Raw genomic sequence first — 25,244 nt, 5'->3', positions numbered from 1 at the left:
CTCTCCGCAGGACGTACATCTCACGTCCCGAGCGTCGTCAGCAGCCGCTGCAACGATCCGCCGAGCCCCCAGCGCGCCGCCAGCGCCTCCAGTGCCGCCGGGTCCCGTGGGGTGCGCGGCAGTGCCGTGTCGACGTCCGGCAAGGGTACGTCGGCCGCCACCAGGACCACCTTCGGCGCGACCGCGACATAGGCCCGCGCCTCGTCGAGCCGCTTGCGCTGCGACGGGGTCAGCTTCGCCGCCGGGTCGTCGACCGCGGCCATGATCCCCGCCAGGTCGCCGAACTGGTCGAGCAGCTTCGCCGCCGTCTTCTCGCCGATGCCCGGCACCCCCGGCAGCCCGTCGCTCGGGTCGCCGCGCAACAGGGCCAGATCCGCGTACCCGCGCCCGACCACCCCGTACTTCTCGCGCAGCCAGGCCTCGTCGGTGAGCTGCAGCGTGCCCACGCCCTTCAGCGGATACAGCACCCGCACCTCGCGTGCGTCGTCGACCAGCTGATAGAGGTCGCGGTCGCCGGTGACGATGTCGACGGGCTCCTTCGCCCGGGCGGTGAAGGTGCCGATCACGTCGTCCGCCTCGTACCCGGCGACGCCCACGCGCGCGATGCCGAGCGCGTCCAGCACCGCCTCGATGACCGGCACCTGCGGGGAGAGGGTGTCCGGCACCTCCTCCTCGTCCGGCCCGATCTCGTGCTCCTCGGCGACGCGGTGCGCCTTGTACGAGGGGATCAGGTCGACCCGCCACTGCGGCCGCCAGTCCGCGTCCATGCACGCCACCAGGTCCGTCGGCCGGTGGTCCTTGACCAGCCGGTCGATGAATTCGAGCAGCCCGCGCACGGCGTTCACCGGGGTGCCGTCCGGGGCCTTCACGGATTCCGGCACCCCGAAGTAGGCGCGGAAGTACAGGGAGGCGGTGTCGAGAAGCATCAGGCGTCGGGTCACGCCCCGCATCATGCCGTACGCCACCGACACGCCACCGGCACGCCCGCCCCCGACGCAGCAGCGCGTGGGTCCCGACACGGCGGCGCGTGCGCACCCTCGCAACAGCGCGTGCGCCGGGGGAGGCGTTCCGGGAACTCCCGTGACTGCGGTGAACGCCCTGTGGAGCGGACCACGGTCGTGTCTCCCCCGTGGCGTCCGCCGGGGGCAGGCGGGCCGGTGCCGCGCCGGTCATCGGCTGCCCGGCGGGGGGCGAGGGCATCGCCGTCCCCTCGTCGGCATCGAACCCGGCACCGGTCAGCTGGTCCGGCTGGAGAACACCGTCACCGGGACTTCCGCCGAGAAGCACTCCGAGCTGAACGGCTGGCTGCGGAACTGGCAGATGACCCCGGGGATCGTCGACGACGTGGCCCCGGTGAGGCAGCCGCGCACGACGCCCGAACGCATGCCGGGGGTTGCGTACTGGCGTACGAGAAAGATCCGGACAACCCTGTGGCGGTCCGCTCCCATCCGGTCGCCGCAGCCTGGCGGCCGGTGGAGCGGGCCGCTCTCGGGTCTCCAACTCCGTTACCGCATCCATGACTTGGTGGGGTGAAGTGCCGCCCCGCCGCCCGCCCGGGACGATGTCGTGGCTGCGCGGGGCGGCTCCGGGGGACGGCGGAGGCCGACCGGCGACGCGGTGACGCGGTGTGTCGGAGAGAGCACTCCGCGCGCCCGCCGGGGCTCCGGCGACCCTCGCCGTGCCGTGCGAGGAGGCCGCGAGAACGGAGGTGGGGTGGTGGCTCCGCTGGCGCGAAGTGTGAGCATGGACCCCCTGCCGGTTCACAGGGATGTGACGGGCACGTGAAACGGTTTGCCGAACATGCGTAGGGTGCAGAGAACTCATCAGGAGAAGCGCGCCCGATGAGTGCCGGACGGGTGGCCATCCGTAACCGGACCAGTGAGCGTTCGCGGACCCGCCCGGTGGGCGTCCGAGAGCCGACCGACGAGCGAAGGAGGGAGCCGGAGCGATGGGCGACCACAAAGAACAGCCCCTTCGGGTGGGCGCGGCCGTCCGGCGGCGGCGCCGGGCGCAACAGCTCACCCTCGCCGCCGTGGCCGAGCGCAGCGGCCTGTCGGTCCCCTTCCTGAGCCAGGTCGAGAACGAAAGGGCCCGCCCCAGCAAGCCCTCCCTGGAACGCATCGCGGACGCCCTCGGCACCACCGCCGTCGAACTCCTCGCCGCGGCCGACCCGGCGTGCAGCGTCGACGTCGTGCGCGCCGCCGACGAGGACGGCTTCACGCCCCCCGACTCCTGCTCGCGCTCCCTGGTGCGCGGTCACCACCAACTGCACGCCATGGAGTTCACCGGCGACCACGACGAAGGCCGCGAGGTCCAGCACCGCAACGACGAGCTGATGTACGTCGTCGACGGCGCCGTCGAGGTCGAGGCCGAGGGCCGCGCCCACCGCCTCGGACGCGGTGACACGCTGTACATGTCCGGTGGCGTGCGGCACCGCTGGCGGGCCACCGAGCCCGAGACGCGGGTGATCGTGGTCGCCGTGGCGGACCACATCGAGGCCCTGGAGGACCGCCACCGCAAGGGGGCGTGACGCCGTGGCGCGTTCCGTCTCCCGGGTCGTCTCCCTCGTGCCGTCGCTGACCGAGGCCGTCGCCGTCTCGCTGCCCGGCGTGCTGGTCGGCGCGACCGACTGGTGCACCCACCCGGGTGATCTTGATGTCGTGCGGATCGGCGGCACCAAGAACCCCAGGACCGACGACATCGCCCGCCTCGCCCCCGACCTCGTGATCGCCAACGAGGAGGAGAACCGGGAACCGGATCTGGCCGCCCTGCGGGAGGCGGGTGTCGAGGTCCTCGTCACGGAGGTGCGGGACGTGCCGGGCGCCTGCGCCGAACTGGACCGGGTGCTGCGGGCCTGCGGGACGCGTTCCCGGCCGCGCTGGCTGGACGAGGCGGAGTCGGCGTGGTCCCGGCTGTCGGCCGCCGCCGCGGACGGTCCGCTGACGCCCGGCCGCCGGACGACCGCCGTCGTGCCGATCTGGCGCCGGCCGTGGATGGTGCTCGGCCGGGACACCTTCGCCGGTGACGTGCTCGCCAGGCTCGGCGTGGACCACCTGTACACCGGGCACGCGGAGCGCTATCCCCGGGTCCCCGTGGAGGAGCTGCGGGCCGCCGCGCCCGACGTCGTGGTCCTGCCCGACGAGCCGTACCGCTTCACCGCCGACGACGGCCCCGAGGCGTTCCCCGGGCTGCCGTGCGCGCTGCTCAGCGGTCGGCACCTCACCTGGTACGGGCCGTCGCTGGCCGAGGCTCCGCGGGTGCTGGACGCGGCGCTGCGAGCAGCCCGCCGCTGACCAGACCGCGCGCGGTGCACACGGCGGCCACGGACCAGGCCGCCAGCAGCAGGGCGTACAGCGCGACGGCGAGGACGTCGAGGGCGACGAGGCCCGTGTGCCGGGCCAGTCCCGTCGCGCCGGTCGCGCAGGTGCCGACCGGGAAGGTGAACGCCCACCAGGCCATCGAGAACCCCATGCCCCGCCGCCGGGCGCGCACGACCAGGGCGGTGGCGAGCGCGAGCCAGAGCAGCGCGAAGCCCAGGACGGGGACGCCGTAGAGGACGGCGAACGGGGTGAAGGCGTGCGCGTACGGGGCCGGTACGGCGCCGGGGGCCGCGTCGGCGAGGTTGCCGACGGCGGTGGTCGACTGCCCGAGCGGGCCCAGGACCAGGAACAGACTCGGGGTGAGCGCGAGCGGCAACGGTCCCGCCGTGAGGAGCCGCCCGCACACCAGCGGCAGCACGAGCGCGGTGGCCAGCAGGCTCAGCCCGAACAGCGCGAGACAGCCGAACAGCAGCGTCTGCCGGGGCTGCCCGGGCGGCAGGTACGGCACGAGCAGCGGACCGAGCGCGGCGGAGACCATCGGGGCGACGAGGGGCAGCAGCAGGGCGGGGGTGACCCGGTCCGGGGCGATCCGATGCCGGACGATCATCAGATACGGCACGACCACGGCGGTGACCAGGCCCACGACCGTCCCGGCGCCGAAGAGCACGGCGTCCAGGGCGACGGCCGCCGGCACGCCGATCCCGTCGCGTCCGACGACGAGGGCACCGCCGCCGACCGCCAGGAGTGCCATGGAGAGGCAGCCGTGGAAGGGGGCCACGGCCGGGTCGAGGAGGTCGGCGCGGGCCCGGTCGCGGTGGTGGGTCCAGTGCAGGGTACGGGCGCCCAGGACGGCGACCAGGGCGACGAGCGCCAGCGCCCACACCGCCGCGCAGGCCGTCCGCAGACCCGGGAGGTGCAGGGGGAGTCCGGCACCGGCGGAGGCGACGATCGCGGTGCCCATGACCGGTGCGTACCAGTGGGGGCCGAGGTGGCGGAGGGCGGGGTGGGGGCGCGGGCCGGGCGGGCGCGGGCCGGGGCGGGGCTGCGGCGGGGACGGGCGGGCTGGGCGGACTGCGGTGGCCATGCTCCGAGCGTCCCGTCGCCGTGCGGGGCCCACCAGGGAGTCCGGTTGTATGGGGACATAAGCTGGGGTTATGAGTGAGACGAGCGGGGAGCGCGGCGGACTGGCCCACCGGGTGCCGGACCTCGGAGCGCTCGAACTGCTGCTGGCCGTGGCCCGGCTGGGCTCGCTCGGGCGGGCGGCGCGGGAGCTGGGGATCACCCAGCCCGCCGCGAGCAGTCGCGTCCGCTCGATGGAACGGCAGTTGGGGGTCGCGCTGGTCGACCGGTCGCCGCGCGGGTCCCGGCTCACCGACGCGGGGGCGCTCGTCACCGACTGGGCCCGGCGGATCGTGGAGGCGGCCGAGGCGTTCGACGTGGGCGCGCAGGCCCTGCGGGACCGGCGTGACTCCCGGCTCCGGGTCGCCGCGAGCATGACCATCGCCGAGTATCTGCTGCCCGGCTGGCTCATCGCGCTGCGCACCGAGCGTCCGGACACGGCGGTCTCCCTCCTCGCGGGCAACTCCACGGTCGTGGCGGAGCGGCTGCTCGCGGACGAGGCAGACCTGGGGTTCGTCGAGGGACCGACCGTTCCGGCCGGGCTGGACGCGGCCGTGATAGCGCACGACCACCTGATCGTCGTGACCGCGCCCAGTCACCCCTGGGCGCGCCGTCGCAAGCCCCTGGAGGCGGCCGAGTTGGCCTCCACGCCGCTGATCCTGCGCGAGAAGGGCTCGGGTACGCGCCAGGTCCTGGAGACGGCTCTGGGCGGACTGGCCCGGCCTCTCATCGAGCTCTCCTCCACCACGGCGGTCAAGTCCTCCGCGCTGAGCGGTGCGGGCCCGGCGGTGCTCAGCGAACTCGCCCTCGGCGAGGAACTCTCCGCCCGCCGCCTGGTCCGCGTCCCCGTGAACGGCGTCCGCCTGCGACGCGCCCTACGAGCGGTCTGGCCGACGGGCCACCGCCCGACGGGCCCGGCACGAGACCTGCTGAGCCTCACCCGGGGGGCGAAGCCTGCGCTCTGAGGGGCCGCAGGCCCTTTACATGGGGTACGGGGAACTGCGCGGCCAGCCTCCACTGGACCCGCGGACGGGGATGGGGGACGGGGGACGGGGCCGAAGGGGCGCAGCCCCTGGGTGGGGGCACATCCGCTCGAAGCCCGTGTCAGGCCGTCGCCGCCGTCACCAGGGCTCGCATCACCCGGACGTCCTCGCCCATCTCCGGATGCCACTGGACGCCCAAGACCCACGCGGGGTCCGGTAGTTCGATGGCCTCGACGGTGCCGTCGGAGGCGTGGGCCGAGGCGAGCAGGCCGGTGCCGAGTCGGTCCACGGCCTGGTGGTGGTAGGTGGGGACGTCGGTCTCCTCGGGGGCGAGGTCGCCGTAGCGCGTGCCCGGTACGGGCTTCACCGCGTGGCGGCCGAAGACACCGACCTCGACCACGTGGTCGTCGACGTGCTGGATCAGTGTGCCGCCGAGGGCGACGTTCAGCAGCTGCATGCCGCGGCAGATGCCGAGGAGCGGGGTGCCGGCGTCCAGCGCCGCCCGGATCAGCGCCAGCTCCCACGCGTCGCGCTCGGGCGCGGGCGGGCCGCAGCGCGGGGAGCGCTCGGCGCCGTAGCGGGCGGGGTCCACGTCGGGCCCGCCCGCGATGACCAGGCCGTCGAGACGGGCGACCGCCCCGGCGGCGTACGACGGGTCGTCCGGCGGCAGCATCGCGGCGACGCCGCCCGCCGCCTGCACGAGCCGGGGATAGCCGATCGGCAGCAAAGCCGCCTCCAGCTCCCAGACACCCCAGCGCGCGCCGGACTCCAGATACGTACTCACACCGATCAACGGCCTGGTCACACATGCTCCTCAGGAAGGGGGCCCATGGAACCCACGGAACCCGTGGAACTCACGGAACCCACGGAGTTCCCGGATCCCACGGAGTTCCCGGGTCCCAGGGGCGGAACGTTCAGTCCCTTGCCAACTCTGCCTCGGCCGCGGCCAGCGCGGCGAATTCCTCCTCCGGCGCCTTCGCCACCAGGTGCTTGCGGCTGTAGAACCCGAAGTACGCCGCCGCGACCGCGTACACGCCGAGCGCGATGAACGCCGCCGTCACGTCCACCAGGAACGTCGCCACCAGCGCCGAGCACGCGAGGACGAGGGCGACCGAGGAGGTCAGCACGCCGCCCGGCGTGCGATAGGGACGTTCGAGCCCCGGCTCCCGGCGGCGCAGCACGATGTGCGACAGCGACATCAGCGCGTAGCTGATGGTGGCGCCGAAGACGGCGATGTTCAGCATCCGGCCGCCGTCCCCGGTGGCGGCGGCCAGCGCGAAGCCGATCGTGCCCGGGACCAGCAGTCCCAGGTACGGGGCCTTGCGGCCGCTGGTGAGGGACAGGACCCGGGGGAGGTAGCCGGCCCGGGAGAGCGCGAAGAGCTGGCGCGAGCCCGCGTAGATCAGCGAGAAGAACGAGGCCACGAGGCCGGCCAGACCGGCGTAGTTCACGAAACGGCTGAGCGCCGTGGCCTCGCCGTTCGGCTGGAGCGCCTCGACCAGCGGGTTGCCGGCCGCCTGGATGGCGTTCGAGCCGCGCGCCCCGGCCGCGGCGAAGAAGGTGATCACCGCCAGGACCACCAGGACGGCCATCGACCAGCGGATGGCCTTCGGCAGCGTACGCGCCGGGTCCCTGGTCTCCTCGGCGGCCAGCGGCACACCCTCGACGCCCAGGAAGAACCACATGCCGAACGGGAACGCCGCCCAGATGCCCAGCAGCCCCATGGGCAGCCAGGAGCTCGCACCGAACGCGGTCGTGTCGACCGGGATGTCGTCGAGGCCGGACACGCTGAAGTCGGGCAGCGCGCCCAGGGCGAACACGATCAGGGCGAGGACCGCGATGCCGGTGACGACGAAGCTGGCGATCAGGGCCTCACCGACCCCCCAGAGATGGATGCCGATGAAGATCGCGAAGCAGGCGAGGTAGACCGGCCAGCCGGACTCCAGGCCGAACAGCCCCAGCGACTCCACATAGTCACCGATGAAGATCACGATGGCGGCCGGGGCAAGCACGTACTCGATCAGGATCGCCGTGCCGGTCAGGAAGCCGCCCCACGGGCCGAGCGCCCGGCGTGCGAAGCCGTACCCGCCGCCCGCCGTGGGGAGGATCGCGGACAGCTCGGCGAGGGCGAAGACCATACAGGCGTACATGGTGCCCATGAGCACCGTGGCGATCGCCAGACCGCCGAAGCCGCCCTCCGCCAGGCCGAGGTTCCAGCCGGAGAAGTCGCCGGAGACGACATAGGCGACGCCGAGGCCGGTCAGCAGCACCCAGCCGGCGCTGCCCCGGCGGAGCGTCCGGCGCTCCAGGTAGTCGTCCGCCGCATCGGCGGTGTCCGTGGCTTTCAGGGACATGGCGCACTCTCCCCACTCAAAGGAATGGATCCATACCTTTGTGGGGTGGGTGGCCCAAAAGCAATACCCCTGCGTTACGCATCCGTAAATCCATGAGGTCCGCACCCGTTCGCCGGGCCCGGTCTCCCCACTGTTCGCGCCGCGCCCGCATCGCCGTCCTCACCCCAGGAAGCCGCGCAGCAGGGCCGCCGTGCCCGCGCAGTGTTCCCGCATGATCTCCCGCGCCCCCTCGGCGTCCTCGTCGAGGACGGCCTCCACCAGGGCCGTGTGCTGCTGCTGCGAGTGCTCCAGGTTGCGCACCAGCAGCGGGATGCAGTCGAGCAGGTCGTTGACCCCGGCGCGTACGCCCGCGTACTGGGCGGCGAGCGAGGGGGAGCCGGACAGCTCGGCGATGGTGAGGTGGAGCAGGGTGTCCAGCCGGCGGTACTCCGTGAGCGGCGCGTTGTGGGTGCGGGACAGGGCCGCGCGCAGCCGTTCGGCCTGCTCGTCGGTCAGGCCGTGCGCCGCACACAGCCCCGCCGCCCCCACCTCCAGTACCTCGCGGAAGCGCAGCGTGTCCTCGACGTCGATGCCCTTCAGGCGTCGGCGCAGCTCGTCCTCGTCCGGCGTGGCGACGCGGGGCAGTACGAACGTGCCGCCGTACCGCCCGCGGCGCGCCTCGATCAGACCCTGGTCCTGGAGCACCTTCAGCACTTCGCGCAGCGTCACCCGGCTGATCCCGAGCCGCTCCGCCAGCTCGCGCTCGGCCGGCAGCCGCTCGCCGCCCGGGACCAGGCCGAGTCGGACCACCTGGAGGATCTGCTCCAGCGCCTCCTCGAAGCCGTTGCCCGCCCGGACCGGACGCAGCACGGACGCCAATCGGTCGTCGGCCCACGGAGTCTCCGGTTCCGCCCCTGTCCGCGACATGTGACCGTTCCCCCTTCCCAACTAATGGTTACGGGTAATACCTTATGGCTCCCGGATGGCTGAATGGCTCCGGGGTGGCCGAAGAAGCCCCTAGGAGGCTTTCCCGTGGCAGACCACACACCCCCGCTCTCCGTCGAGGAACTGCACACCCTCGTCGCGGGCGGTGAGATCGACACTGTCGTCCTGGCCTTCCCGGACATGCAAGGGCGCCTCCAGGGCAAGCGGTTCGCCGCGCGCTTCTTCCTCGACGAGGTACTCGCCCACGGCACCGAGGGCTGCAACTACCTGCTCGCCGTCGACACCGAGATGAACACCGTCGACGGCTACGCGATGTCCTCCTGGGACCGCGGCTACGGCGACTTCGCCATGCACCCCGACCTCGGCACCCTGCGCCGCGTGCCCTGGAACGAGGGCACGGCGATGCTCATCGCCGACCTCGCCTGGAACGACGGCTCACCGGTCGTCGCCGCGCCCCGCCAGATCCTGCGCCGCCAGCTGGAGCGCCTCGCCGAACTGGGCTACACGGCCAACGTGGGCACCGAGCTGGAGTTCATCGTCTTCAAGGACACCTACGAGCAGGCCTGGGACGCCGGCTACAAGGGCCTGACCCCGGCGAACCAGTACAACATCGACTACTCGGTCCTCGGCACGGGCCGTATCGAGCCGCTCCTCAGAAGGATCCGCAACGAGATGGCGACCGCCGGGCTGACCGTCGAGTCCGCCAAGGGCGAGTGCAACCCCGGCCAGCACGAGATCGCCTTCAAGTACGACGAGGCCCTGGTCACCTGCGACCAGCACGCCGTCTACAAGACCGGCGCCAAGGAGATCGCCTCGCAGGAGGGCGTCTCGCTCACCTTCATGGCGAAGTACAACGAGCGCGAGGGCAACTCCTGTCACATCCACCTATCCCTCGCGGACGCCGACGGCACCAACGTCATGGCCGACGGACATGAGATGTCCCAGGTCATGCGGTACTTCCTCGCCGGACAGCTGGCCGCCCTCCGCGACTTCTCGCTGCTCTACGCCCCCAACATCAACTCCTACAAGCGGTTCCAGCCGGGCTCCTTCGCGCCCACCGCGGTGGCCTGGGGCGTCGACAACCGCACCTGCGCGCTCCGGGTCGTCGGCCACGGCCGCTCGATGCGCTTCGAGAACCGGCTCCCCGGCGGTGACGTCAACCCGTACCTCGCCGTCGCCGGACTGGTCGCCGCCGGGCTGTACGGCATCGAGCAGAAGCTGGAACTGCCGGAGGTGTGCGGGGGCAACGCCTACGCCGGCGAGTACGACCACGTGCCCACCACCCTGCGCGAGGCCGCCGAGCTCTGGGAGAACAGCCCCATCGCCAAGGCCGCCTTCGGCGACGAGGTCGTCGCGCACTACCTGAACATGGCCCGCGTCGAGCTGGCGGCCTTCGACGCCGCCGTGACCGACTGGGAGCTGCGCCGCTCCTTCGAACGTCTGTGAGGCATCCCTTGTCCCAGCACCACATCCTGGACGTCCTCAACCCGGCGACGGAGGAGGTGATCGCCGCCGTCGCGGGCGCCGCCGAGCACGACGTCGACGCGGCCGTGCGCCGGGCGGAGAAGGCACAGCACGCCTGGGCCGCCGTCGCCCCCGCCGACCGGGCCCGACTGCTGCGCCGCTTCGCCACCGCGGTCGACGACCACATCGAGGAACTCGCCCGCCTGGAGGTCCGCGAAGCCGGACACACCCTCGGCAACGCCCGCTGGGAGGCCGGCAACGTCCGTGACCTGCTCGACTACGCCGCCGGCGGCGTCGAACGGCTCTCCGGCCGGCAGATCCCGGTGCCCGGCGGCCTGGACATCACGATCCTCGAACCGCTCGGGGTCGTCGGCGTGATCGCGCCCTGGAACTTCCCCATGCCGATCGCCGCCTGGGGCACCGCACCCGCACTCGCCGCCGGCAACGCCGTCCTCCTCAAGCCCGCCGAGACCACCCCGCTCACCGCGCTGCGCCTGGCCGAACTCGCCCTGGAGGCCGGGCTCCCGGAACACCTCTTCCAGGTCCTGCCCGGGCGCGGCGACATCACCGGCGAGGCCCTCGTCCGGCACCCCGGAGTCGCCAAGATCGTCTTCACCGGCTCCACCCGGACCGGCAAGCGCGTGATGGAGCTCTGCGCCGACCAGGTCAAGCAGGTCACCCTCGAACTCGGCGGCAAGAGCCCGAACATCGTCTTCGCCGACGCCGATCTCAAGGCGGCCGTCGACCCGTTCTCCTTCCTCGACAACGCCGGCCAGGACTGCTGCGCCCGTACCCGCGTCCTGGTCCAGGAGTCCGTGTACGACGAGGTCCAGAGCCTGCTCGCCGAGTCGCTGGCCGGCGTGGTCGTGGGCGACCCCGCCGACGAGAAGACCCAGATGGGACCGCTGATCTCCCGTCAACAGCTGGACCGCGTACGGTCGTTCGTGCCGGACGAGGCGTCCGCGCTGCGGGGCGGCGCTCCCGAGGGGCCGGGCTTCTGGTTCCCGCCGACCGTCCTCACCGGGGAGCGGCCCGACTCCGCCGCCGCCCGCGAGGAGATCTTCGGCCCGGTCGCCGTCCTGCTGCCCTTCACCGACGAGGCGGACGCGATCCGGCTCGCCAACGACACCCCGTACGGCCTCTCCGGCTCCATCTGGACCCGCGACGTCGGCCGCGCCCTGCGGGTCTCCCAGGGTGTCCGGGCGGGCAACCTGTCCGTCAACTCCCACTCCAGCGTCCGCTACTGGACCCCCTTCGGCGGCTTCAAGCAGTCCGGCATCGGCCGTGAGCTGGGCCCGGACGCACTCGCCGCCTTCACCGAAACCAAGAACGTCTTCATCAGCACGGAAGGCCCCGCACAGTGACCTCGACGTCCCCTGAGAACATCTGCCGCCGCCTGGTCGGCCGCACCGCCGTCATCACCGGTGCCGGCAGCGGCATCGGCCTCGCCACCGCGCGCCGGCTCGCCGCCGAGGGCGCCCACATCGTCTGCGGCGACGTGGACGAGGCACGCGGCAAGGCGGTCGCGGAGGAGGTCGACGGGATCTTCGTGAAGGTCGACGTCACCGACCCCGAGCAGGTCGAGGCGCTCTTCAAGACCGCCTACGACACCTACGGCAGCGTCGACATCGCCTTCAACAACGCGGGCATCTCGCCGCCCGACGACGACTCCATCCTGGAGACCGGCCTGGAGGCCTGGAAGCGGGTGCAGGAGGTCAACCTCACCTCCGTGTACCTGTGCTGCAAGGCCGCGATCCCCTACATGCGCCGTCAGGGCAAGGGCTCGATCATCAACACCGCGTCCTTCGTGGCCCGGATGGGCGCCGCCACCTCCCAGATCTCGTACACGGCCTCCAAGGGCGGCGTCCTGGCGATGTCGCGGGAGCTGGGCGTGCAGTTCGCCCGGGAGGGCATCCGCGTCAACGCGCTCTGCCCGGGGCCGGTGAACACCCCCCTCCTCCAGGAGCTGTTCGCCAAGGACCCGGAGCGGGCCGCGCGCCGGCTCGTGCACATCCCGGTGGGCCGGTTCGCCGAGGCCACCGAGATCGCGGCGGCCGTCGCGTTCCTCGCCAGCGACGACTCGTCGTTCGTGAACGCCACCGACTTCCTGGTCGACGGCGGTATCTCGGGCGCGTACGTCACCCCGCTGTAGGCGGCACATCCCCGACGACCGGAACACCGACCCCGCCGGTGTGATTAGAGTGCCGGGATGAGCAGTTCGCCGCCCCCCGGCTGGTACCGCGACCCGTCCTACCCGCTCACCGAACGCTGGTGGGACGGGACCACGTGGACCGACCACCGGCGCCAGCCGGAACAGCCCGTTCCGCCGGTGCTCCAGCCTCAGCCGCCCGCGCGCCGGGGCCCCGGCCGCACCAAGGTCGTGGCCCTGGCCGCCGTCGGAGCCGTCCTGGTGGCCGGGGCGGTCACCGGCGGTGTCCTGCTGCTGGGCGAGGACGGCGACGGCGGCCAGGAGACGAGGACCACCACCGCGTCCCCGACCTCCGAGGCCGAGGACAGCCCGTCACCGACGAAGCCCGCCACCCCGTCCCCCTCCGGGGACGCCGACGTCGTCGTGGACGGCCTCAACGGCATCTCGTTCCCGATCCCCGACGGCTGGGAGAACGGCGACCGATCCGGTGAGGAGGACGCCGTCCTCGTCACCGACGGCACCTTCGACTGCCCCGGCGAGGGCAGCGTCTGCCGCGGTGGCGTCGTCGTCTCGCGGACCGTCACCGGCAGCGACGAGACCTCGCCGAAGATCCTCGCCGAGAACGACATCGCGGACGCCGCGAACGACGCCTTCGACCGCGACGCCCTGGACCAGCAGCCGTACGACGGCATCACGGGTCACGAGGTCGTCGGTTCCGGTTCGGTCGCCGTCGCGGGCCGCGCCGGCTACTACGTGCGCTGGCGGGTGACGACCGGGGCCGGGGCCGGCGGCTACGTCCAGTCCCTCGTCTTTCCCTCCAGCATCGGCTCCGAGGCCCCGGTCCTGGTCCGGTTCGCCCTCGACGCGGGCGAGGACGGCCCGCCGCTCGACGACATCGACGAGATCGTCGAGGGCATCCGACCCGCGGGCGACGCGGACGCCGGCACGGGCGGGGGAGTGGGCAGCAGCCTCGGACCCTCCTGATCCCCAGGGCGCGGACCCGGGAACCCGAACCCGGGCTCCCGGTCCCCCGGACCTACAGGAACGTGTGACCCTCGCCCCGGTACGTCGGCACGGTCGCCGTCACCTCGTCGCCCTCCACCAGGTGCAGCACGTCGAACCGCTCGCACAGCTCACCGGCCTTGGCGTGCCGGAACCACACCTTGTCGCCGAGCAGCAGATCGTCCGCGGGCGCGCCGAGCAGCGGGGTCTGCACCTCGCCCGGGCCCTCCTGCGGGTCGTACTTCAGCCCCTCCGGCAGATACGGCACCGGCAGCCGGTCGCGGCCCGGCGCGCCGGAGGCCGGGTAGCCGCCGCCCAGGACGGTGACGACGCCGACACCCGGGCGCCGTACGACGGGCATCGCGAACAGCGCGGCCGGGCGCCCCGTGAACGAGGTGTAGTTGTCGAAGAGCCGAGGCACGTACAGCCCGGACCCCGCGCCGATCTCGGTGACCGCGTCCTCGGCCGCCGTGTGCTGCACACTGCCCGTGCCGCCGCCGTTGACGAACTCCAGGTCCGGCGCCACCCGCCGGACGGCACGCACCACTTCGGCCCGCCGCGCGGCAAGCTCCTTCTTCGCGGTGGCCTGCATCATCCGCACCGCCCGCGACCGCAGCGGCCGGCCGGCCACCGAGTCGCCCACACCGGCGACATGACCCTCGTACGCCATGATCCCGACCAGCCTGAACCCCGGGCGCTCCGCGACGGCGCGAGCCATGTCGGCGACCTGCGCGGGGGAGTGCAGCGGGGAGCGTCGCGCGCCGACGCGCACCCGTCCGCCCAGCAGTTTCAGCGAGGTGTCCAACTCCAGGCAGACCCGGACGACTTCGGTGCCGCCGCGGCGGGAGTTGTCGATCAGCTGGAGCTGGGCGGGGTCGTCGACCATCACGGTCACCGCGGCGGCGAGCTTGGGGTCGCCCGCCAGTTCGGCGAAGGCCTCGTGATCGGCCGACGGGTAGGCCAGCAGGATGTCGTCGAACCCGGACCGGGCCAGCCACAGGGACTCGGCGAGGGTGAACGACATGATGCCCTGGAAGCCCTCACGGGCCAGGACCCGCTCCAGCAGCGCCCGGCAGCGAACGGACTTGCTCGCGACGCGGATCGGCTTGCCGCCGGCCCTGCGGACGAGGTCGTCCGCGTTGGCGTCGAAGGCGTCGAGGTCGACGATCGCCACAGGGGCGTCGAGATGAGCTGTGGCCCGGTCGTACCGGGCCCGGTCGGCGGCGCGCGCAGTCATGCACGAAGCCTGCCAGACATGATTACCGCAGGGTAGGGGGACGTTCCGGGCTAAAGCCACGGTCCCGCCGACTGGTTCCCGTTCGACCGGGGCCAACCCGTAGAGTGACGCGCACGCAGGGACGACCTCGACGGGGATGCCGATCCGCTGCCACGGGTATGGCTTGCCCGAGGTGTCGGAGGGCCGTCGTCGGGCGACTCCCACGGTATGCGCGACGACCGCTCCCCACGGGTGGTCGGTCACCCGGACGACCGTCGGGTCCGCCGGAACGACGACCTCCGGGTCGGCGGGAAACGACGACCTCCGGGTCTGCAAGGGACGAGGAAACGGGGGGTGCATGAGCACGGAAGCGCGTCGCGCCTCCATTCCCCCACGCCCCCCGGTCCCACCCCGCCCCTCCATACCCCCGGGCCAGGACCCGTCGGCCGCGACGCCGGGCACCCCCACGGACACCACCCACCCGACCACCCCGCCACCGGACACCACGCACCCGGCCGCGGACGGCGGATCGGGATCGGTGCCGTCGGCGAGGCGGGCGTCCGGGTCGGACCGGGCGGCCTCCGGAACGCCGGGAGCCCTCCCTCCGCTCGGCTCCGGTCCGACGGGCGGCTCCTCGGCGCTGCCGCCCCGCCCCGATCACGCGCCCTCCGCCGGGGGCGGGACGACCGTGCCGCACCGCCCGCAGCGGCCGCCGGTGGCGGGTGCGCCCGCACGACCCAGCACCCCGCCCCGTCCGGCCTCGGCGCCCCCGTCGACGCCGGGCACGGCACGGGACGTACGGCACCCGGGTGCGGCGGAATCGCCGAACACCGTTGAGAACAGCCGGACTTCCGGCGTTCCGGGCGAGTCAAGGCCCTCCCGCGCCCGAAGCTCCGGCCCGGCGGCCGGTCACGCGGACCCCATGCGAGGCTCCCGACAGCCGGCCACCCAGCGGCCCGCCCACGGCTCCGGCCAGACGAACGGGCGCAACCCGGCGCACAGTTCGGGTTCGGGTGAGGCGACGGAGCAGACTCCCGCCCGGGGTGCCGGGCAGGCGGGGGCCGGCCGTGGTCCTGGCCGCGACTCCGGTCAGGGCATCAACGGGCGTGGTCCCACGCGAGGTTCCGGTCAGTCGTTCGGGCAGAGCGCCGGGCGGAGCTCCGTCGCGGACGGTGGTGGCGGCCAGCGCCGCGCCGAACACCCGCGCTTCTCCGACTTCCGACGCACCGCGAACCAGAACGCAGGCGCCCCCGCCACCCCGCCGCCGCCCCCGGCGGCCTCCGCCCGTTTCCCGGACACGCCTCCGACGACGCCGACCCCTTCCCGGGACGACCGACGAGCGGCCCGGACCCGTCACCTGAACACCCCGCCGCCCACCGCGACCCGTTCCCCGGGCGAGCCGCCCGCGGCGTCCGCCCGCTTCCCGGACGAGCCGCCGGCCGCCCGGCGCCCGGACGACACCCCGCCCCCGGCCTCGGCCCGCTTCCCCGATTCCCCGCCCGCCGCGCACGACACCGGACGCCGTACGGCCGCTGCCGGGCAGTCCGCGGGCGCCCGGGCCGGCGACTCGGGCGCGACCCTCGGCGACCGCGCGTCCCGTCCCACCGGCCCGTCGGAGGGCGGCTCGTCCCGTCCCGCCGACCGCCACGGCGCGTCGCCCCACCCGCCCGGACAGCCCCCGACGTCGGCGCGGCGCGACCGCGTACCGGCTCCCGGAGGCACGGTGCCGCCCCCGGCCTCGCCCCTGCGGCGTCCGCTGCCCGAAGAGGCCGGTCCCGAGGGGACACCCCGGCCGCGGCCCCTCACCCCCGAGCGCCCCGGTGGCTGGCAGCCTCCGTCGAGTTCCTCCCGGCGGTCGGCCGAGGCCCTCGACGGCGTGCTCGGAACGTCTTCCGGACGGCCCTTCGTGACGTTCGCGCAGCCGGACACCTCTGCCTGGACGCCGCCGGACCCGCACGACGGACGGCGCAAACCCCGGCCCACCAAGCCGCGGGCGGCGGCCGTGGCAGCGTGCGTGGTGCTCGGCATCGGACTCATCGGCGGCGCGGCGGCCGGGAGTTGGCTCACCGGGGACGCCGGGGCGGACGACTCCCGCAGCACCTTCGCCACGGCCGGGGAGCTGTGGCACGGCGTACCCGTCGACGCGCTGTTCCCGCCCACCGTCCAGGGCGAGGGCGCCGGACCCGGCGGCACCGACCGCACCTGGACCCGGATCGCCGTCGCGCCCGACAGCGGCTGCGCCGACGCCTTCGATCCGCTGCTGCGCAAGGCCCTCGCCCCGGTCGGCTGCCTGCGGCTGCTGCGCGCCACCTACACCGACGCGACCCGCAGCAACGTCACCACCGTCGGCCTGCTGTTCACCAAGACGGACGCCGCCGCCATGACCGCGCTCAAGGCCCGTTTCGCGAAGGACGGCCTCGACCGCCGGACCGATCTGATGCCCCGCCCGTACGCCGCCGAGGACACCGTCGCCGCCGGCTTCGGCGACGACCAGCGGGCCTCCTGGACGATCTCCGTCCTCACCGACGTCCCCGTGGTCGTCTACGCCGTCTCCGGCTTCGCCGACGGCCGCACCGTCACCGATCCGCAGGCCGCCGCGGACGCGATGAAGCCCGGTGCCACCACCGCCCCCGCCCAGTCAGGCCTCGGCCACGAGGCCAAGGGCCTCGCCGACCGCATCGAACGGGGCCTGCGCAAGACCGCCGCGTCCGCCACGGAGCAGCCCTCATGAAAGCCGACCACCCCGAGACCGCCGTACCCGCCCGGCCGGACGGGCGGGCCGAGACCCTCACCGTCGCGCCGACGAGGGTGGTCGCAGACATGCGGCCGACAGGGGAGGCGGCAGCACCGCGGGCCGACGCCCGCCTGGGCGCCGCCGACGTCGGTCGCCGCGGACCGCGTCGCCGTCGGCGTCTGCGGACCGGCCTGCTCAGCGTGCCCCTCGCCGCCTCCCTGGCGCTCCTGCCCTCCACCGCCGCGCATGCCGACGGCATCCGGGACCAGCAGTGGGCGTTGGACGCGATGCGCACGCAGGAGGCGTGGCGTACGACGAAGGGCGCCGGGATCACGGTCGCCGTGCTCGACACGGGCGTCGACGACGAACACCCCGACCTCGCCGGCAACGTCCTGCCGACCAAGGACATGGTCGGCTTCGGGGCCTCGCGCGGCGACCGCTCCTGGGCCCGGCACGGCACCGCCATGGCCGGCATCATCGCCGGACACGGACACGGCGTGAACCGCTCCGAAGGCGTCCTCGGCATCGCCCCCGAGGCCAAGATCCTCCCCGTCCGGGTCATCCTCGAGGACGGCGACCCGGCCCGCTCCAAGGCCCGCAGCACCCGGGGCAACGCCCTCGCCGACGGCATCCGCTGGGCCGCCGACCAGGGCGTCGACGTCATCAACCTCTCCCTCGGCGACGACTCCGAGTCCGCCCACCCGGAGCCCTCCGAGGACGCCGCCGTCCAGTACGCCCTGGCGAAGGGCTCGATCGTCGTCGCCTCGGCCGGCAACGGCGGCGAGAAGGGCGACCACGTCTCCTACCCCGCGGCCTACCCGGGCGTGATAGCGGTGACCGCGGTCGACGAGGACGGCGATCGCGCCCCGTTCTCCACCCGCCGCTGGTACGCCACCGTCAGCGCCCCCGGCATGCACGTCGTCATCGCCGACCCGGACCGCAAGTACTACGAGGGCTGGGGCACCAGCGCCGCCGCGGCCTTCGTCTCCGGCGCCGTGGCCCTCGTCAGGGCGGCCCACCCCGGCCTGAGCCCCGCCCAGGTCAAACGTCTCCTGGAGGACACCGCCCGCGAGGCGCCGGCCGGCGGTCGCGACGACTCCCGGGGCTTCGGCTTCGTCGACCCGGCCGCCGCCATCGAGGAGGGCGGCAAGCTCGCGCCCGACGATCTCAAGGCCGCGTCGTACGGCGGCAAGTACTTCGGCTCCGGACCGGACCCGGTCGAGGAGGAGGACCCCACCGCCGGCTGGACGGCCCCCGCGGCGGGCGGCCTCGGCGTGGTCCTGCTGATCACCGGGGTGGTGATCTGGCGCGGCCGAGGTCGCGGCCGACCCGACGAGTTCATCGTCTGACGCCCCCGCGCTACGAGGTGCCGGCCACGCCCGCCACGTCGGCGCCTTCCGTGTCCGCGAAGACCGACACCGCCGCCTTCGCCGCCGCCTCGACCGACGAGATCCCCTTCGCCTTCGTCGAGTGGCCGTCGGACACCACGGCGACCAGGTACTCCCGCCCGTCCACCGAGACCCGGCCGACGCTGTTGATGTCCCACAACCCGGTGGCGGTACGGGGCAGCCACCCGTTCTTCAGGGCGAAGCCGGTCCCGGAGGCCCCACCCGTCGCCGCAGCCGAGACACCCCAGTCCTGGCCCTCGGCGATCCGCCCCATCAGATCCTGGACGTACGCCCGCGAGGCCTCGCTCAGCTCGGAGCTGTCGTCGTCCCCGAACACCTGCCGGAGCAGGACGAGCTGATCGGCCGCCGTGGTCTGGGTGAGGCCCCAGTACAGCCCGTCGCCGCCCTCGGTCGCCGTCAGTCCGAACCGCTCGTTCGCCGCGTCCAGCCCCGCCGCCTGCCCGATGGCCTTCCACAGCGCCGTCGCGGAGACGTTGTCGCTGTCGCGGATCATCGCCGAGGCGTACGCCCTCTCCTGCGCGGTGAGCCGCCGGTCCGCGTCCTGGGCCTGGAGCAGCAGTGCCGCCAGGATGTCCAGCTTGACGATGCTCGCGGTGTCGAACCGGGCGTCCCCGTACCCGGCCGAGTCGCCGGACGCCACGTCGAGCACGGCCACGGACACCGCCGCTCCGTCCTCGACGGTCACCTCCGCCAGGGCCGTCGCGAGCAGTTCGGCGTGATCCACCTCGGGTGCCGCCACCGGTTCCACCGACGCCTCCTCAGCGACCACCGGCGAGGGTGTCGGCGGCCCCGACGACGATACGGCGGGAACGCGGCCGTCGTGTGCCTGGGCCCGCATGAACACCGTCCCCGTGGCCGTGCCGCCCACCAGGACGAGAGAGGCGAGCGCGAGGTGGAGGAGCGGACGGCGCCCGGACGTACGGGCGCGGCGCTGGGCTCGGCGAGAGGGCATGCCGTGATGGTTCTGCGCCGGGCTGTGCGTGTGGTTAGGCGCTTGTTAGATGGTTGTCAGGGATGACTGAGAAAACCGTGAGTCAGGTGACAGTCACGTTTCCGGCCTGCCGAACGCCCAGGAGACTTCCCCCGATAGGGTCGACGACCGTGGCGAACAAGAACATTCCCGACCCCGGCTTCTCCGACGACGACGGCTCCGCCGACCCCCGGCTGAGCGCCGCGCTCGCCGCCTGGGCCGACGACCGGACCGCCGTGGGCCCCGTCCTCGAAGCGCTCAAGGGTGCCCGACTGCTCGTGCCCGTCGTGGCCGTGCTCGGCGAGGTCGAGGTGGACAGTCAGGAGGAGCGCGAAGCTCGTTGGAAGGGCGGTGGTGGGCGACGGGAGGGCGGACTGCGCCGCGAGAAGACCAGCGACATGGCCGTGCCGACCCTCAAGGCGGGCGGCCGCACCGCCCTGCCCGCCTTCACCTCCACCGAGAGCCTCGCCCGCTGGGACCCCGCCGCCCGCCCCGTCGCCGTACCCCTGCACCAGGCCCTGCGGGCCGCCGCGCACGAGAAGGCCGACACGATCGTCCTGGACCTGGCCGGCCCCGTCCCCTACGAGCTGACCGGCCGCGCCCTGCTCGCGCTCGCCGAGGGCCGCACCACCACCGACCCGCTCGCCGACCCCGCCGTCCTGGACGCCGTGCGCTCCGCCGTCGCCGCCGAGCCGGCGGTGCTCCGCGCCCACCTCGGCCCCGGCCGGGCCGACGGCACCCTCGCGCTCGTCCTCGACGCGACCGCGCCCCCGGCCGAGACCGCGCAGTCCGTCGCCGGGCGCCTCGCCGCCGACGACACACTGAGGGCCCGCCTGGTGCGCGGCCTCGACCTGGCACTGCTGCCGGCCGGGGCGACACCACCGGGCGAGCCCCTGTACGTACGGGCGCAGCCGTCGGGGACGGCGGGCGGTCAGCCGTAGATCGGGCCCGTGTACTTCTCGCCCGGGCCCTGGCCCGGCTCGTCCGGGACGAGCGACGCCTCGCGGAACGCCAGCTGCAGCGACTTCAGGCCGTCGCGCAGCGGGGCCGCGTGGAAGGAGCTGATCTCGGTCGCGGACGCGTCCAGCAGACCGGCGAGGGCGGTGACCAGCTTGCGGGCCTCGTCCAGGTCCTTGTACTTGTCGCCCTCCTCGGTCAGGCCGAGCTTCACCGCGGCGGCGCTCATCAGGTTGACGGCGACCGTCACGATCACCTCGACCGCGGGGACCTCGGCGATGTCGCGGGTCATCGAGTCGAAGTCGGGGTTCTCAGGAGGGGTCTCACTCATGCCCCACACGATAGGCCCCGGCACGTACCTCACGACCTGCGGGAGTCCGCCGCGGCCCGATTGGCACGTCAGGTTTGAACCCGGTATGGTGGTGTCAAAGACCGGCTGGACACCTGTGTGCCCGGCCCGCAAGTGGAGGCTCCGCACTCCCACCTGACTGTCCTCCGGGACGGCAGGTCACCCGGTCAGACGGCCCCCACCGTTCCGTACGGACGGTGGAGTCGTCCGATATTGCGCCCCGCGGCACACCCGCGGCGGTGCTCCGGCAGTACATGGAGCCCCGCCTGTGTTCCGTCCGGGGCATTTTTTCATGGCTCCCGGTGGTTGGTCCTTATGTCAACCAGACATGACGCGGCGGTCCGCCAGACCGTCGTGTGGTGCTACCGAGGAGGATCCATCAGCGCCGAGCCCCGCATCAACGACCGGATTCGCGTTCCCGAGGTGCGACTTGTCGGTCCCAGCGGCGAGCAGGTCGGGATTGTTCCGCTTGCCAAGGCCCTGGAGCTTGCGCAGGAGTACGACCTCGATCTCGTCGAGGTGGCCGCGAACGCCCGTCCGCCGGTCTGCAAGCTCATGGACTACGGGAAGTTCAAGTACGAGTCGGCCATGAAGGCCCGTGAGGCGCGCAAGAACCAGGCGCACACGGTCATCAAGGAGATGAAGCTCCGGCCGAAGATCGACCCGCACGACTATGACACCAAGAAGGGTCACGTCGTCCGGTTCCTCAAGCAGGGCGACAAGGTCAAGATCACGATCATGTTCCGTGGTCGCGAGCAGTCCCGGCCCGAGCTGGGCTACCGACTGCTGCAGCGTCTCGCGGAGGACGTCCAGGACCTCGGGTTCGTCGAGTCGAACCCGAAGCAGGACGGCCGCAACATGATCATGGTCCTCGGTCCGCACAAGAAGAAGACCGAGGCGATGGCCGAGGCCCGTCAGGCTCAGGAAGCCCGGAAGGCGGAAGCGAAGGCCAACCCCGGCAAGTCGCAGAACGCCGCCGAGACCGAGCACGACGAGGTCGAGGCGCCGGCCGAGGAGCCTGCCGAGGCGTAAGTCCCCGGGACGCGAGTCCGGGGGAATCCCTGGACACCGGTCCAGGGTGTCAACCGAAAGAAATGACGTTCCGTCGTGCCCGGTTTCGCGACCGGGCACCGGAGCGCCACTGACGAGGAGAGAACGGCGCTATGCCGAAGAACAAGTCGCACAGCGGTGCCAGCAAGCGCTTCAAGATCACCGGCTCCGGCAAGGTGCTCCGTGAGCGCGCCGGCAAGCGCCACCTGCTCGAGCACAAGTCGTCCCGCGTGACGCGTCGCCTCACCGGCAACGCCGAGATGGCCCCGGGCGACGCCGCGAAGATCAAGAAGCTTCTCGGCAAGTGACGCCACGGCGCCCGATCGTTCGTCGATCTCCGCGCGCCGTACGTCAGGACCGGGACCCCATCGATTTCGGGTCGTGTGACGACAACCACGGCCCCGCTACAAGGAGTTAACAAGTGGCACGCGTCAAGCGGGCAGTCAACGCCCACAAGAAGCGCCGGGCGATCCTCGAGCAGGCCTCCGGCTACCGCGGTCAGCGTTCGCGCCTGTACCGCAAGGCCAAGGAGCAGGTCACCCACTCGCTGGTCTACAACTACAACGACCGCAAGAAGCGCAAGGGCGACTTCCGTCAGCTGTGGATCCAGCGCATCAACGCCGCTGCCCGCGCCAACGGCATCACGTACAACCGCTTCATCCAGGGTCTGAAGGCCGCCAACATCGAGGTCGACCGCAAGATCCTCGCCGAGCTGGCCGTCAACGACGCGACCGCGTTCGCCGCGCTCGTCGAGGTCGCGCAGAAGGCGCTGCCGGCGGACGTGAACGCGCCCAAGGCGGCGTGACGCTGCGCCGGCTCTGAGCCGCGTATGACCCGGGCCCGCAGGTGCAAGCTGCCTGTGGGCCCGGGTTTTTTGGGTGCGTTGTCGGGTGCGGGTGAGTGGGGCCTTCTCGCGCAGTTCCCCGCGCCCCTGAAAAGCAGGGGCTGCGCCCCGTGCTTTTCAGGCCCGCAGGACCGTGGTCTTTCAGGCCCGCAGGGCCTGGTCTTTGTCTTTCAGGGGCGCGGGGATCTGCGCGAGCAACCACGAACCACCCGCACCCGCCGACGTACCCGCACCCCCAAGCCTTCAGGCGCCCCTCCCACACCCCCGAACCCAAAGGTGACTCATGCCCGCCCCTGAGTTGATCTCCCCCCGCTCCGCCCGCGTCGCCGCGGCCCGGCGGCTCGGGAAGCGGAACTTCCGGGGGAAGGACCGGCTGTTCCTGGCCGAGGGGCCGCAGGCCGTCCGGGAGGCCACCGGGCGCGTGGACACCTTGGTCGAGCTGTTCGTCACGGTCGACGCCGCGGAGCGGTACGCCGACATCGTCGGCGCCGCCCGCGCCGCCGGCGCACGCGTCCACCTCGCCGACGAGGCCGTCATCGCCGACATCTCCACGACGGTCACCCCGCAGGGACTCGTCGGGATCTGCCGGTTCCTGGACACCCCCTTCGAGGAGATCCTCCGCAGCCGCCCCAGGCTCGTCGCCGTACTCGCCCACGTCCGCGACCCCGGCAACGCCGGCACCGTCCTGCGGTGCGCCGACGCCGCCGGAGCGGAGGCCGTCGTGCTCACCGACGCCTCCGTGGACCTCTACAACCCCAAGGCCGTGCGCGCCTCCGTCGGGTCGCTGTTCCATCTGCCGGTGGCCGTCGGCGTACCCGTGGAAGAGGCCGTCGCGGGGCTCAAGGACATCGGCGTACGCGTCCTCGCCGCCGACGGAGCGGGCGAGGACGACCTCGACGCCGAGCTGGACAAGGGCACCATGGGCGGGCCCACGGCCTGGGTGTTCGGCAACGAGGCCTGGGGGCTGCCCGAGGAGACCCGGGAGCTGGCCGACGCCGTCGTCCGCGTGCCGATCCACGGAAAGGCGGAGAGCCTGAACCTGGCGACCGCCGCCGCCGTATGTCTCTACGCGTCCGCCCGTGCACAGCGCGCCTTCGGAGGGTGCCGCACCGTCACGCCCAGCTAGTAGGGTGACGGGCTCGGGGGCCCACTGCACAACGCGAGAGGTGGGGTACGGGGATGAGGGTCGGCACGAGCAGCACACCGGTGGCGCGGGACGTGCTCGCCACATCCGCGGCCCGGCAGGGTGATCTCGCCGACCTGGGCATCGACCCCGACGACCTGCCCGACGGGCTGGTCGTGGCCGACGAGAACGGCCGCGTGATCTGCTTCAACGCCGCCGCCGCCCGGATCACCGCCACCCCCGCAGCCGACGCCCTCGGCCGACACCTCGAACGGGCCCTCCCCTTAGAGGACCTCGAAGGCCGCCGCTGGTGGCAGCTGACCGACCCCTACGGGGGGCTCGCCATCCGGGTCGGGCAGCCCGAGCGGAACCTGCTGCTGCCCGGGGCCCGCGAGATCCTCGTATCGGCCCGCTACCTCCGTACCGAACCCACCGGCCCCGTCCGCCGCGTCGTCGTCTCCCTGCGCGACACCGAGGCCCGGCGCCGCACCGAACGCAGCCACGCCGAACTGATCGCCACCGTGGCCCACGAGCTGCGCTCACCCCTGACGTCGGTCAAGGGGTTCACCGCGACGCTGCTCGCCAAGTGGGAGCGGTTCACCGACGACCAGAAGAAGCTGATGCTGGAGACCGTCGACGCCGACGCCAACCGCGTCACCCGGCTCATCGCCGAGCTGCTCGACATCTCGCGGATCGACTCCGGGCGGCTGGAGGTGCGCAGGCAGCCCGTCGACATCGGTGCCGCCGTCGGACGGCACATCCAGGCGTACGTCGCCGCCGGACAGCCCGCCGACCGGTTCCTGCTGCGCGTGGAGCAGCCGCTGCCCGCTCTGTGGGCCGACCCCGACAAGATCGACCAGGTGCTGAGCAACCTGCTGGAAAATGCGGTGCGGCACGGCGAGGGAACCGTCACGATTGACGTCACGCCCACGGCGTCCCCCCGGGAGGGGGAGGACACCGGTACGTCGGTCACGGTGAGCGACGAGGGCAGTGGCATCCCGGAGGAGTCCATGAACCGCGTCTTCACCCGCTTCTGGCGGGGCAGCAAGCGCGGTGGCACCGGCCTCGGGCTGTACATCGTCAAGGGCATCGTCGAAGCCCACGGCGGCACCATCACCGTCGGACGCGCCCCCGGTGGCGGCGCCGAGTTCCGATTTACGTTGCCCGTGGCGGCACCGGCCTACCTGGCCTGAGCACCACGGGCGCGTTCGCAAGCCCTCCACCCCGTTAGACTCGGCCTTTGGCACCTTTGTGTCCCAAAAACCGTGACGATCTGT

Annotated in this window: 25 protein-coding genes; 15 read left to right on the top strand and 10 right to left on the bottom strand. The window is 72.9% G+C overall.

What is annotated here, in order from left to right:
• Positions 1-20 precede the first annotated feature (20 nt).
• Together RM704_RS07725 and RM704_RS07720 are read right to left on the bottom strand one after the other, a co-directional pair.
• Positions 21-950 carry a 5'-3' exonuclease gene (locus tag RM704_RS07725; protein ID WP_311590418.1) on the bottom strand — a complete coding sequence of 310 codons (930 nt, stop codon included), beginning with the start codon at positions 948-950 and terminating at the stop codon, positions 21-23.
• A gap of 285 nt (positions 951-1,235) precedes the next feature.
• Positions 1,236-1,385: a hypothetical protein gene (locus RM704_RS07720; protein ID WP_157856806.1), complete on the bottom strand. Its 150-nt coding sequence runs from the start codon at positions 1,383-1,385 to the stop codon at positions 1,236-1,238.
• Positions 1,386-1,948: 563 nt separating this feature from the next.
• On the opposite strand from RM704_RS07720, the gene RM704_RS07715 reads away from it, so the two are divergent.
• Together RM704_RS07715 and RM704_RS07710 are read left to right on the top strand one after the other, a co-directional pair.
• The gene (locus tag RM704_RS07715; protein WP_033531692.1) at positions 1,949-2,530 is read left to right on the top strand and encodes a helix-turn-helix domain-containing protein; all 582 of its coding nucleotides are present in this window, start codon (positions 1,949-1,951) and stop codon (positions 2,528-2,530) included.
• Positions 2,531-2,534: 4 nt separating this feature from the next.
• Positions 2,535-3,293 carry a helical backbone metal receptor gene (locus RM704_RS07710; RefSeq protein ID WP_033531693.1) on the top strand — a complete coding sequence of 253 codons (759 nt, stop codon included), beginning with the start codon at positions 2,535-2,537 and terminating at the stop codon, positions 3,291-3,293.
• On the opposite strand, the gene RM704_RS07705 is transcribed toward RM704_RS07710, so the two are convergent.
• The gene (locus RM704_RS07705) at positions 3,220-4,404 is read right to left on the bottom strand and encodes a TDT family transporter (protein ID WP_311590305.1); all 1,185 of its coding nucleotides are present in this window, start codon (positions 4,402-4,404) and stop codon (positions 3,220-3,222) included. The two genes, RM704_RS07710 and RM704_RS07705, sit on opposite strands and share 74 nt — an antisense overlap.
• 70 nt (positions 4,405-4,474) lie before the next feature.
• Between RM704_RS07705 and RM704_RS07700 the strand changes: the two genes are divergently transcribed.
• Complete coding sequence (locus tag RM704_RS07700) at positions 4,475-5,404, top strand: LysR family transcriptional regulator (RefSeq protein WP_033531695.1); 930 nt, start codon at positions 4,475-4,477, stop codon at positions 5,402-5,404.
• A gap of 139 nt (positions 5,405-5,543) precedes the next feature.
• Here RM704_RS07700 and RM704_RS07695 read toward each other — a convergent pair whose 3' ends face one another.
• From RM704_RS07695 to RM704_RS07685, 3 genes are all read right to left on the bottom strand, one after another.
• Positions 5,544-6,227 carry a gamma-glutamyl-gamma-aminobutyrate hydrolase family protein gene (locus tag RM704_RS07695; RefSeq protein ID WP_033531696.1) on the bottom strand — a complete coding sequence of 228 codons (684 nt, stop codon included), beginning with the start codon at positions 6,225-6,227 and terminating at the stop codon, positions 5,544-5,546.
• A 109-nt stretch (positions 6,228-6,336) separates the two neighbouring features.
• The gene (eat, locus tag RM704_RS07690) at positions 6,337-7,776 is read right to left on the bottom strand and encodes an ethanolamine permease (protein ID WP_033531697.1); all 1,440 of its coding nucleotides are present in this window, start codon (positions 7,774-7,776) and stop codon (positions 6,337-6,339) included.
• A gap of 159 nt (positions 7,777-7,935) precedes the next feature.
• Entirely contained in the window at positions 7,936-8,682 is a 747-nt protein-coding gene (locus RM704_RS07685; protein WP_033531698.1) for a FadR/GntR family transcriptional regulator, read from the bottom strand.
• A 105-nt stretch (positions 8,683-8,787) separates the two neighbouring features.
• On the opposite strand from RM704_RS07685, the gene RM704_RS07680 reads away from it, so the two are divergent.
• The 4 genes from RM704_RS07680 to RM704_RS07665 are packed head-to-tail and all read left to right on the top strand — an operon-like array spanning position 8,788 to position 13,297.
• Positions 8,788-10,146, top strand: coding sequence for a glutamine synthetase family protein (locus RM704_RS07680; RefSeq protein ID WP_033531699.1), 1,359 nt, complete (start codon positions 8,788-8,790; stop codon positions 10,144-10,146).
• Between the two features lie 8 nt (positions 10,147-10,154).
• On the top strand, positions 10,155-11,528 hold the full coding sequence (locus tag RM704_RS07675) for an aldehyde dehydrogenase family protein (protein WP_033531700.1): 1,374 nt from the start codon (positions 10,155-10,157) through the stop codon (positions 11,526-11,528).
• Complete coding sequence (locus tag RM704_RS07670) at positions 11,525-12,316, top strand: 3-oxoacyl-ACP reductase (RefSeq protein WP_033531701.1); 792 nt, start codon at positions 11,525-11,527, stop codon at positions 12,314-12,316. The genes RM704_RS07675 and RM704_RS07670 overlap by 4 nt, the downstream gene beginning before the upstream one ends.
• Before the next feature lie 57 nt (positions 12,317-12,373).
• On the top strand, positions 12,374-13,297 hold the full coding sequence (locus RM704_RS07665) for a DUF2510 domain-containing protein (RefSeq protein WP_033531702.1): 924 nt from the start codon (positions 12,374-12,376) through the stop codon (positions 13,295-13,297).
• Positions 13,298-13,349: 52 nt separating this feature from the next.
• On the opposite strand, the gene RM704_RS07660 is transcribed toward RM704_RS07665, so the two are convergent.
• Positions 13,350-14,552 (bottom strand): amino acid deaminase/aldolase, encoded by a 1,203-nt coding sequence (locus RM704_RS07660; protein ID WP_033531703.1) that lies wholly within the window; start codon positions 14,550-14,552, stop codon positions 13,350-13,352.
• A 636-nt stretch (positions 14,553-15,188) separates the two neighbouring features.
• On the bottom strand, positions 15,189-15,317 hold the full coding sequence (locus RM704_RS07655; RefSeq protein ID WP_311590300.1) for a hypothetical protein: 129 nt from the start codon (positions 15,315-15,317) through the stop codon (positions 15,189-15,191).
• Positions 15,318-15,453: 136 nt separating this feature from the next.
• Between RM704_RS07655 and RM704_RS07650 the strand changes: the two genes are divergently transcribed.
• Complete coding sequence (locus RM704_RS07650) at positions 15,454-17,262, top strand: hypothetical protein (RefSeq protein WP_311590298.1); 1,809 nt, start codon at positions 15,454-15,456, stop codon at positions 17,260-17,262.
• A complete protein-coding gene (gene mycP, locus RM704_RS07645; RefSeq protein ID WP_311590296.1) occupies positions 17,259-18,614 on the top strand; it encodes a type VII secretion-associated serine protease mycosin in 1,356 nt (451 codons plus the stop codon). Before RM704_RS07650 ends, mycP begins: the two co-directional genes overlap by 4 nt.
• Before the next feature lie 10 nt (positions 18,615-18,624).
• Here mycP and RM704_RS07640 read toward each other — a convergent pair whose 3' ends face one another.
• Positions 18,625-19,626 carry a serine hydrolase gene (locus RM704_RS07640; RefSeq protein ID WP_033531704.1) on the bottom strand — a complete coding sequence of 334 codons (1,002 nt, stop codon included), beginning with the start codon at positions 19,624-19,626 and terminating at the stop codon, positions 18,625-18,627.
• Between the two features lie 149 nt (positions 19,627-19,775).
• On the opposite strand from RM704_RS07640, the gene RM704_RS07635 reads away from it, so the two are divergent.
• On the top strand, positions 19,776-20,585 hold the full coding sequence (locus RM704_RS07635) for an SseB family protein (RefSeq protein WP_033531705.1): 810 nt from the start codon (positions 19,776-19,778) through the stop codon (positions 20,583-20,585).
• On the opposite strand, the gene RM704_RS07630 is transcribed toward RM704_RS07635, so the two are convergent.
• Positions 20,576-20,932 (bottom strand): DUF1844 domain-containing protein, encoded by a 357-nt coding sequence (locus tag RM704_RS07630; RefSeq protein WP_033531706.1) that lies wholly within the window; start codon positions 20,930-20,932, stop codon positions 20,576-20,578. The two genes, RM704_RS07635 and RM704_RS07630, sit on opposite strands and share 10 nt — an antisense overlap.
• 372 nt (positions 20,933-21,304) lie before the next feature.
• Here RM704_RS07630 and infC point away from each other — a divergent pair, with 372 nt between their 5' ends.
• From infC to RM704_RS07605, 5 genes are all read left to right on the top strand, one after another.
• Positions 21,305-21,982 carry a translation initiation factor IF-3 gene (gene infC / locus RM704_RS07625; RefSeq protein WP_033531707.1) on the top strand — a complete coding sequence of 226 codons (678 nt, stop codon included), beginning with the start codon at positions 21,305-21,307 and terminating at the stop codon, positions 21,980-21,982.
• A 131-nt stretch (positions 21,983-22,113) separates the two neighbouring features.
• Positions 22,114-22,308, top strand: a complete 195-nt coding sequence (rpmI, locus tag RM704_RS07620; RefSeq protein ID WP_003977225.1) for a 50S ribosomal protein L35 — start codon at positions 22,114-22,116, stop codon at positions 22,306-22,308.
• Between the two features lie 113 nt (positions 22,309-22,421).
• Positions 22,422-22,805, top strand: a complete 384-nt coding sequence (gene rplT, locus RM704_RS07615; protein ID WP_033531708.1) for a 50S ribosomal protein L20 — start codon at positions 22,422-22,424, stop codon at positions 22,803-22,805.
• 322 nt (positions 22,806-23,127) lie between these two features.
• Positions 23,128-23,970: a TrmH family RNA methyltransferase gene (locus tag RM704_RS07610; protein WP_033531709.1), complete on the top strand. Its 843-nt coding sequence runs from the start codon at positions 23,128-23,130 to the stop codon at positions 23,968-23,970.
• A gap of 53 nt (positions 23,971-24,023) precedes the next feature.
• Entirely contained in the window at positions 24,024-25,160 is a 1,137-nt protein-coding gene (locus RM704_RS07605) for a sensor histidine kinase (protein WP_033531710.1), read from the top strand.
• Positions 25,161-25,244 lie beyond the last annotated feature (84 nt).

The sequence above is a fragment of the Streptomyces gottesmaniae genome (genome assembly GCF_031845845.1).
Classification (GTDB): domain Bacteria; phylum Actinomycetota; class Actinomycetes; order Streptomycetales; family Streptomycetaceae; genus Streptomyces; species Streptomyces akebiae.
The sequence above is the reverse complement of the archived record's forward strand: the minus strand, read 5'-3'. Positions and strand labels throughout refer to the sequence as shown.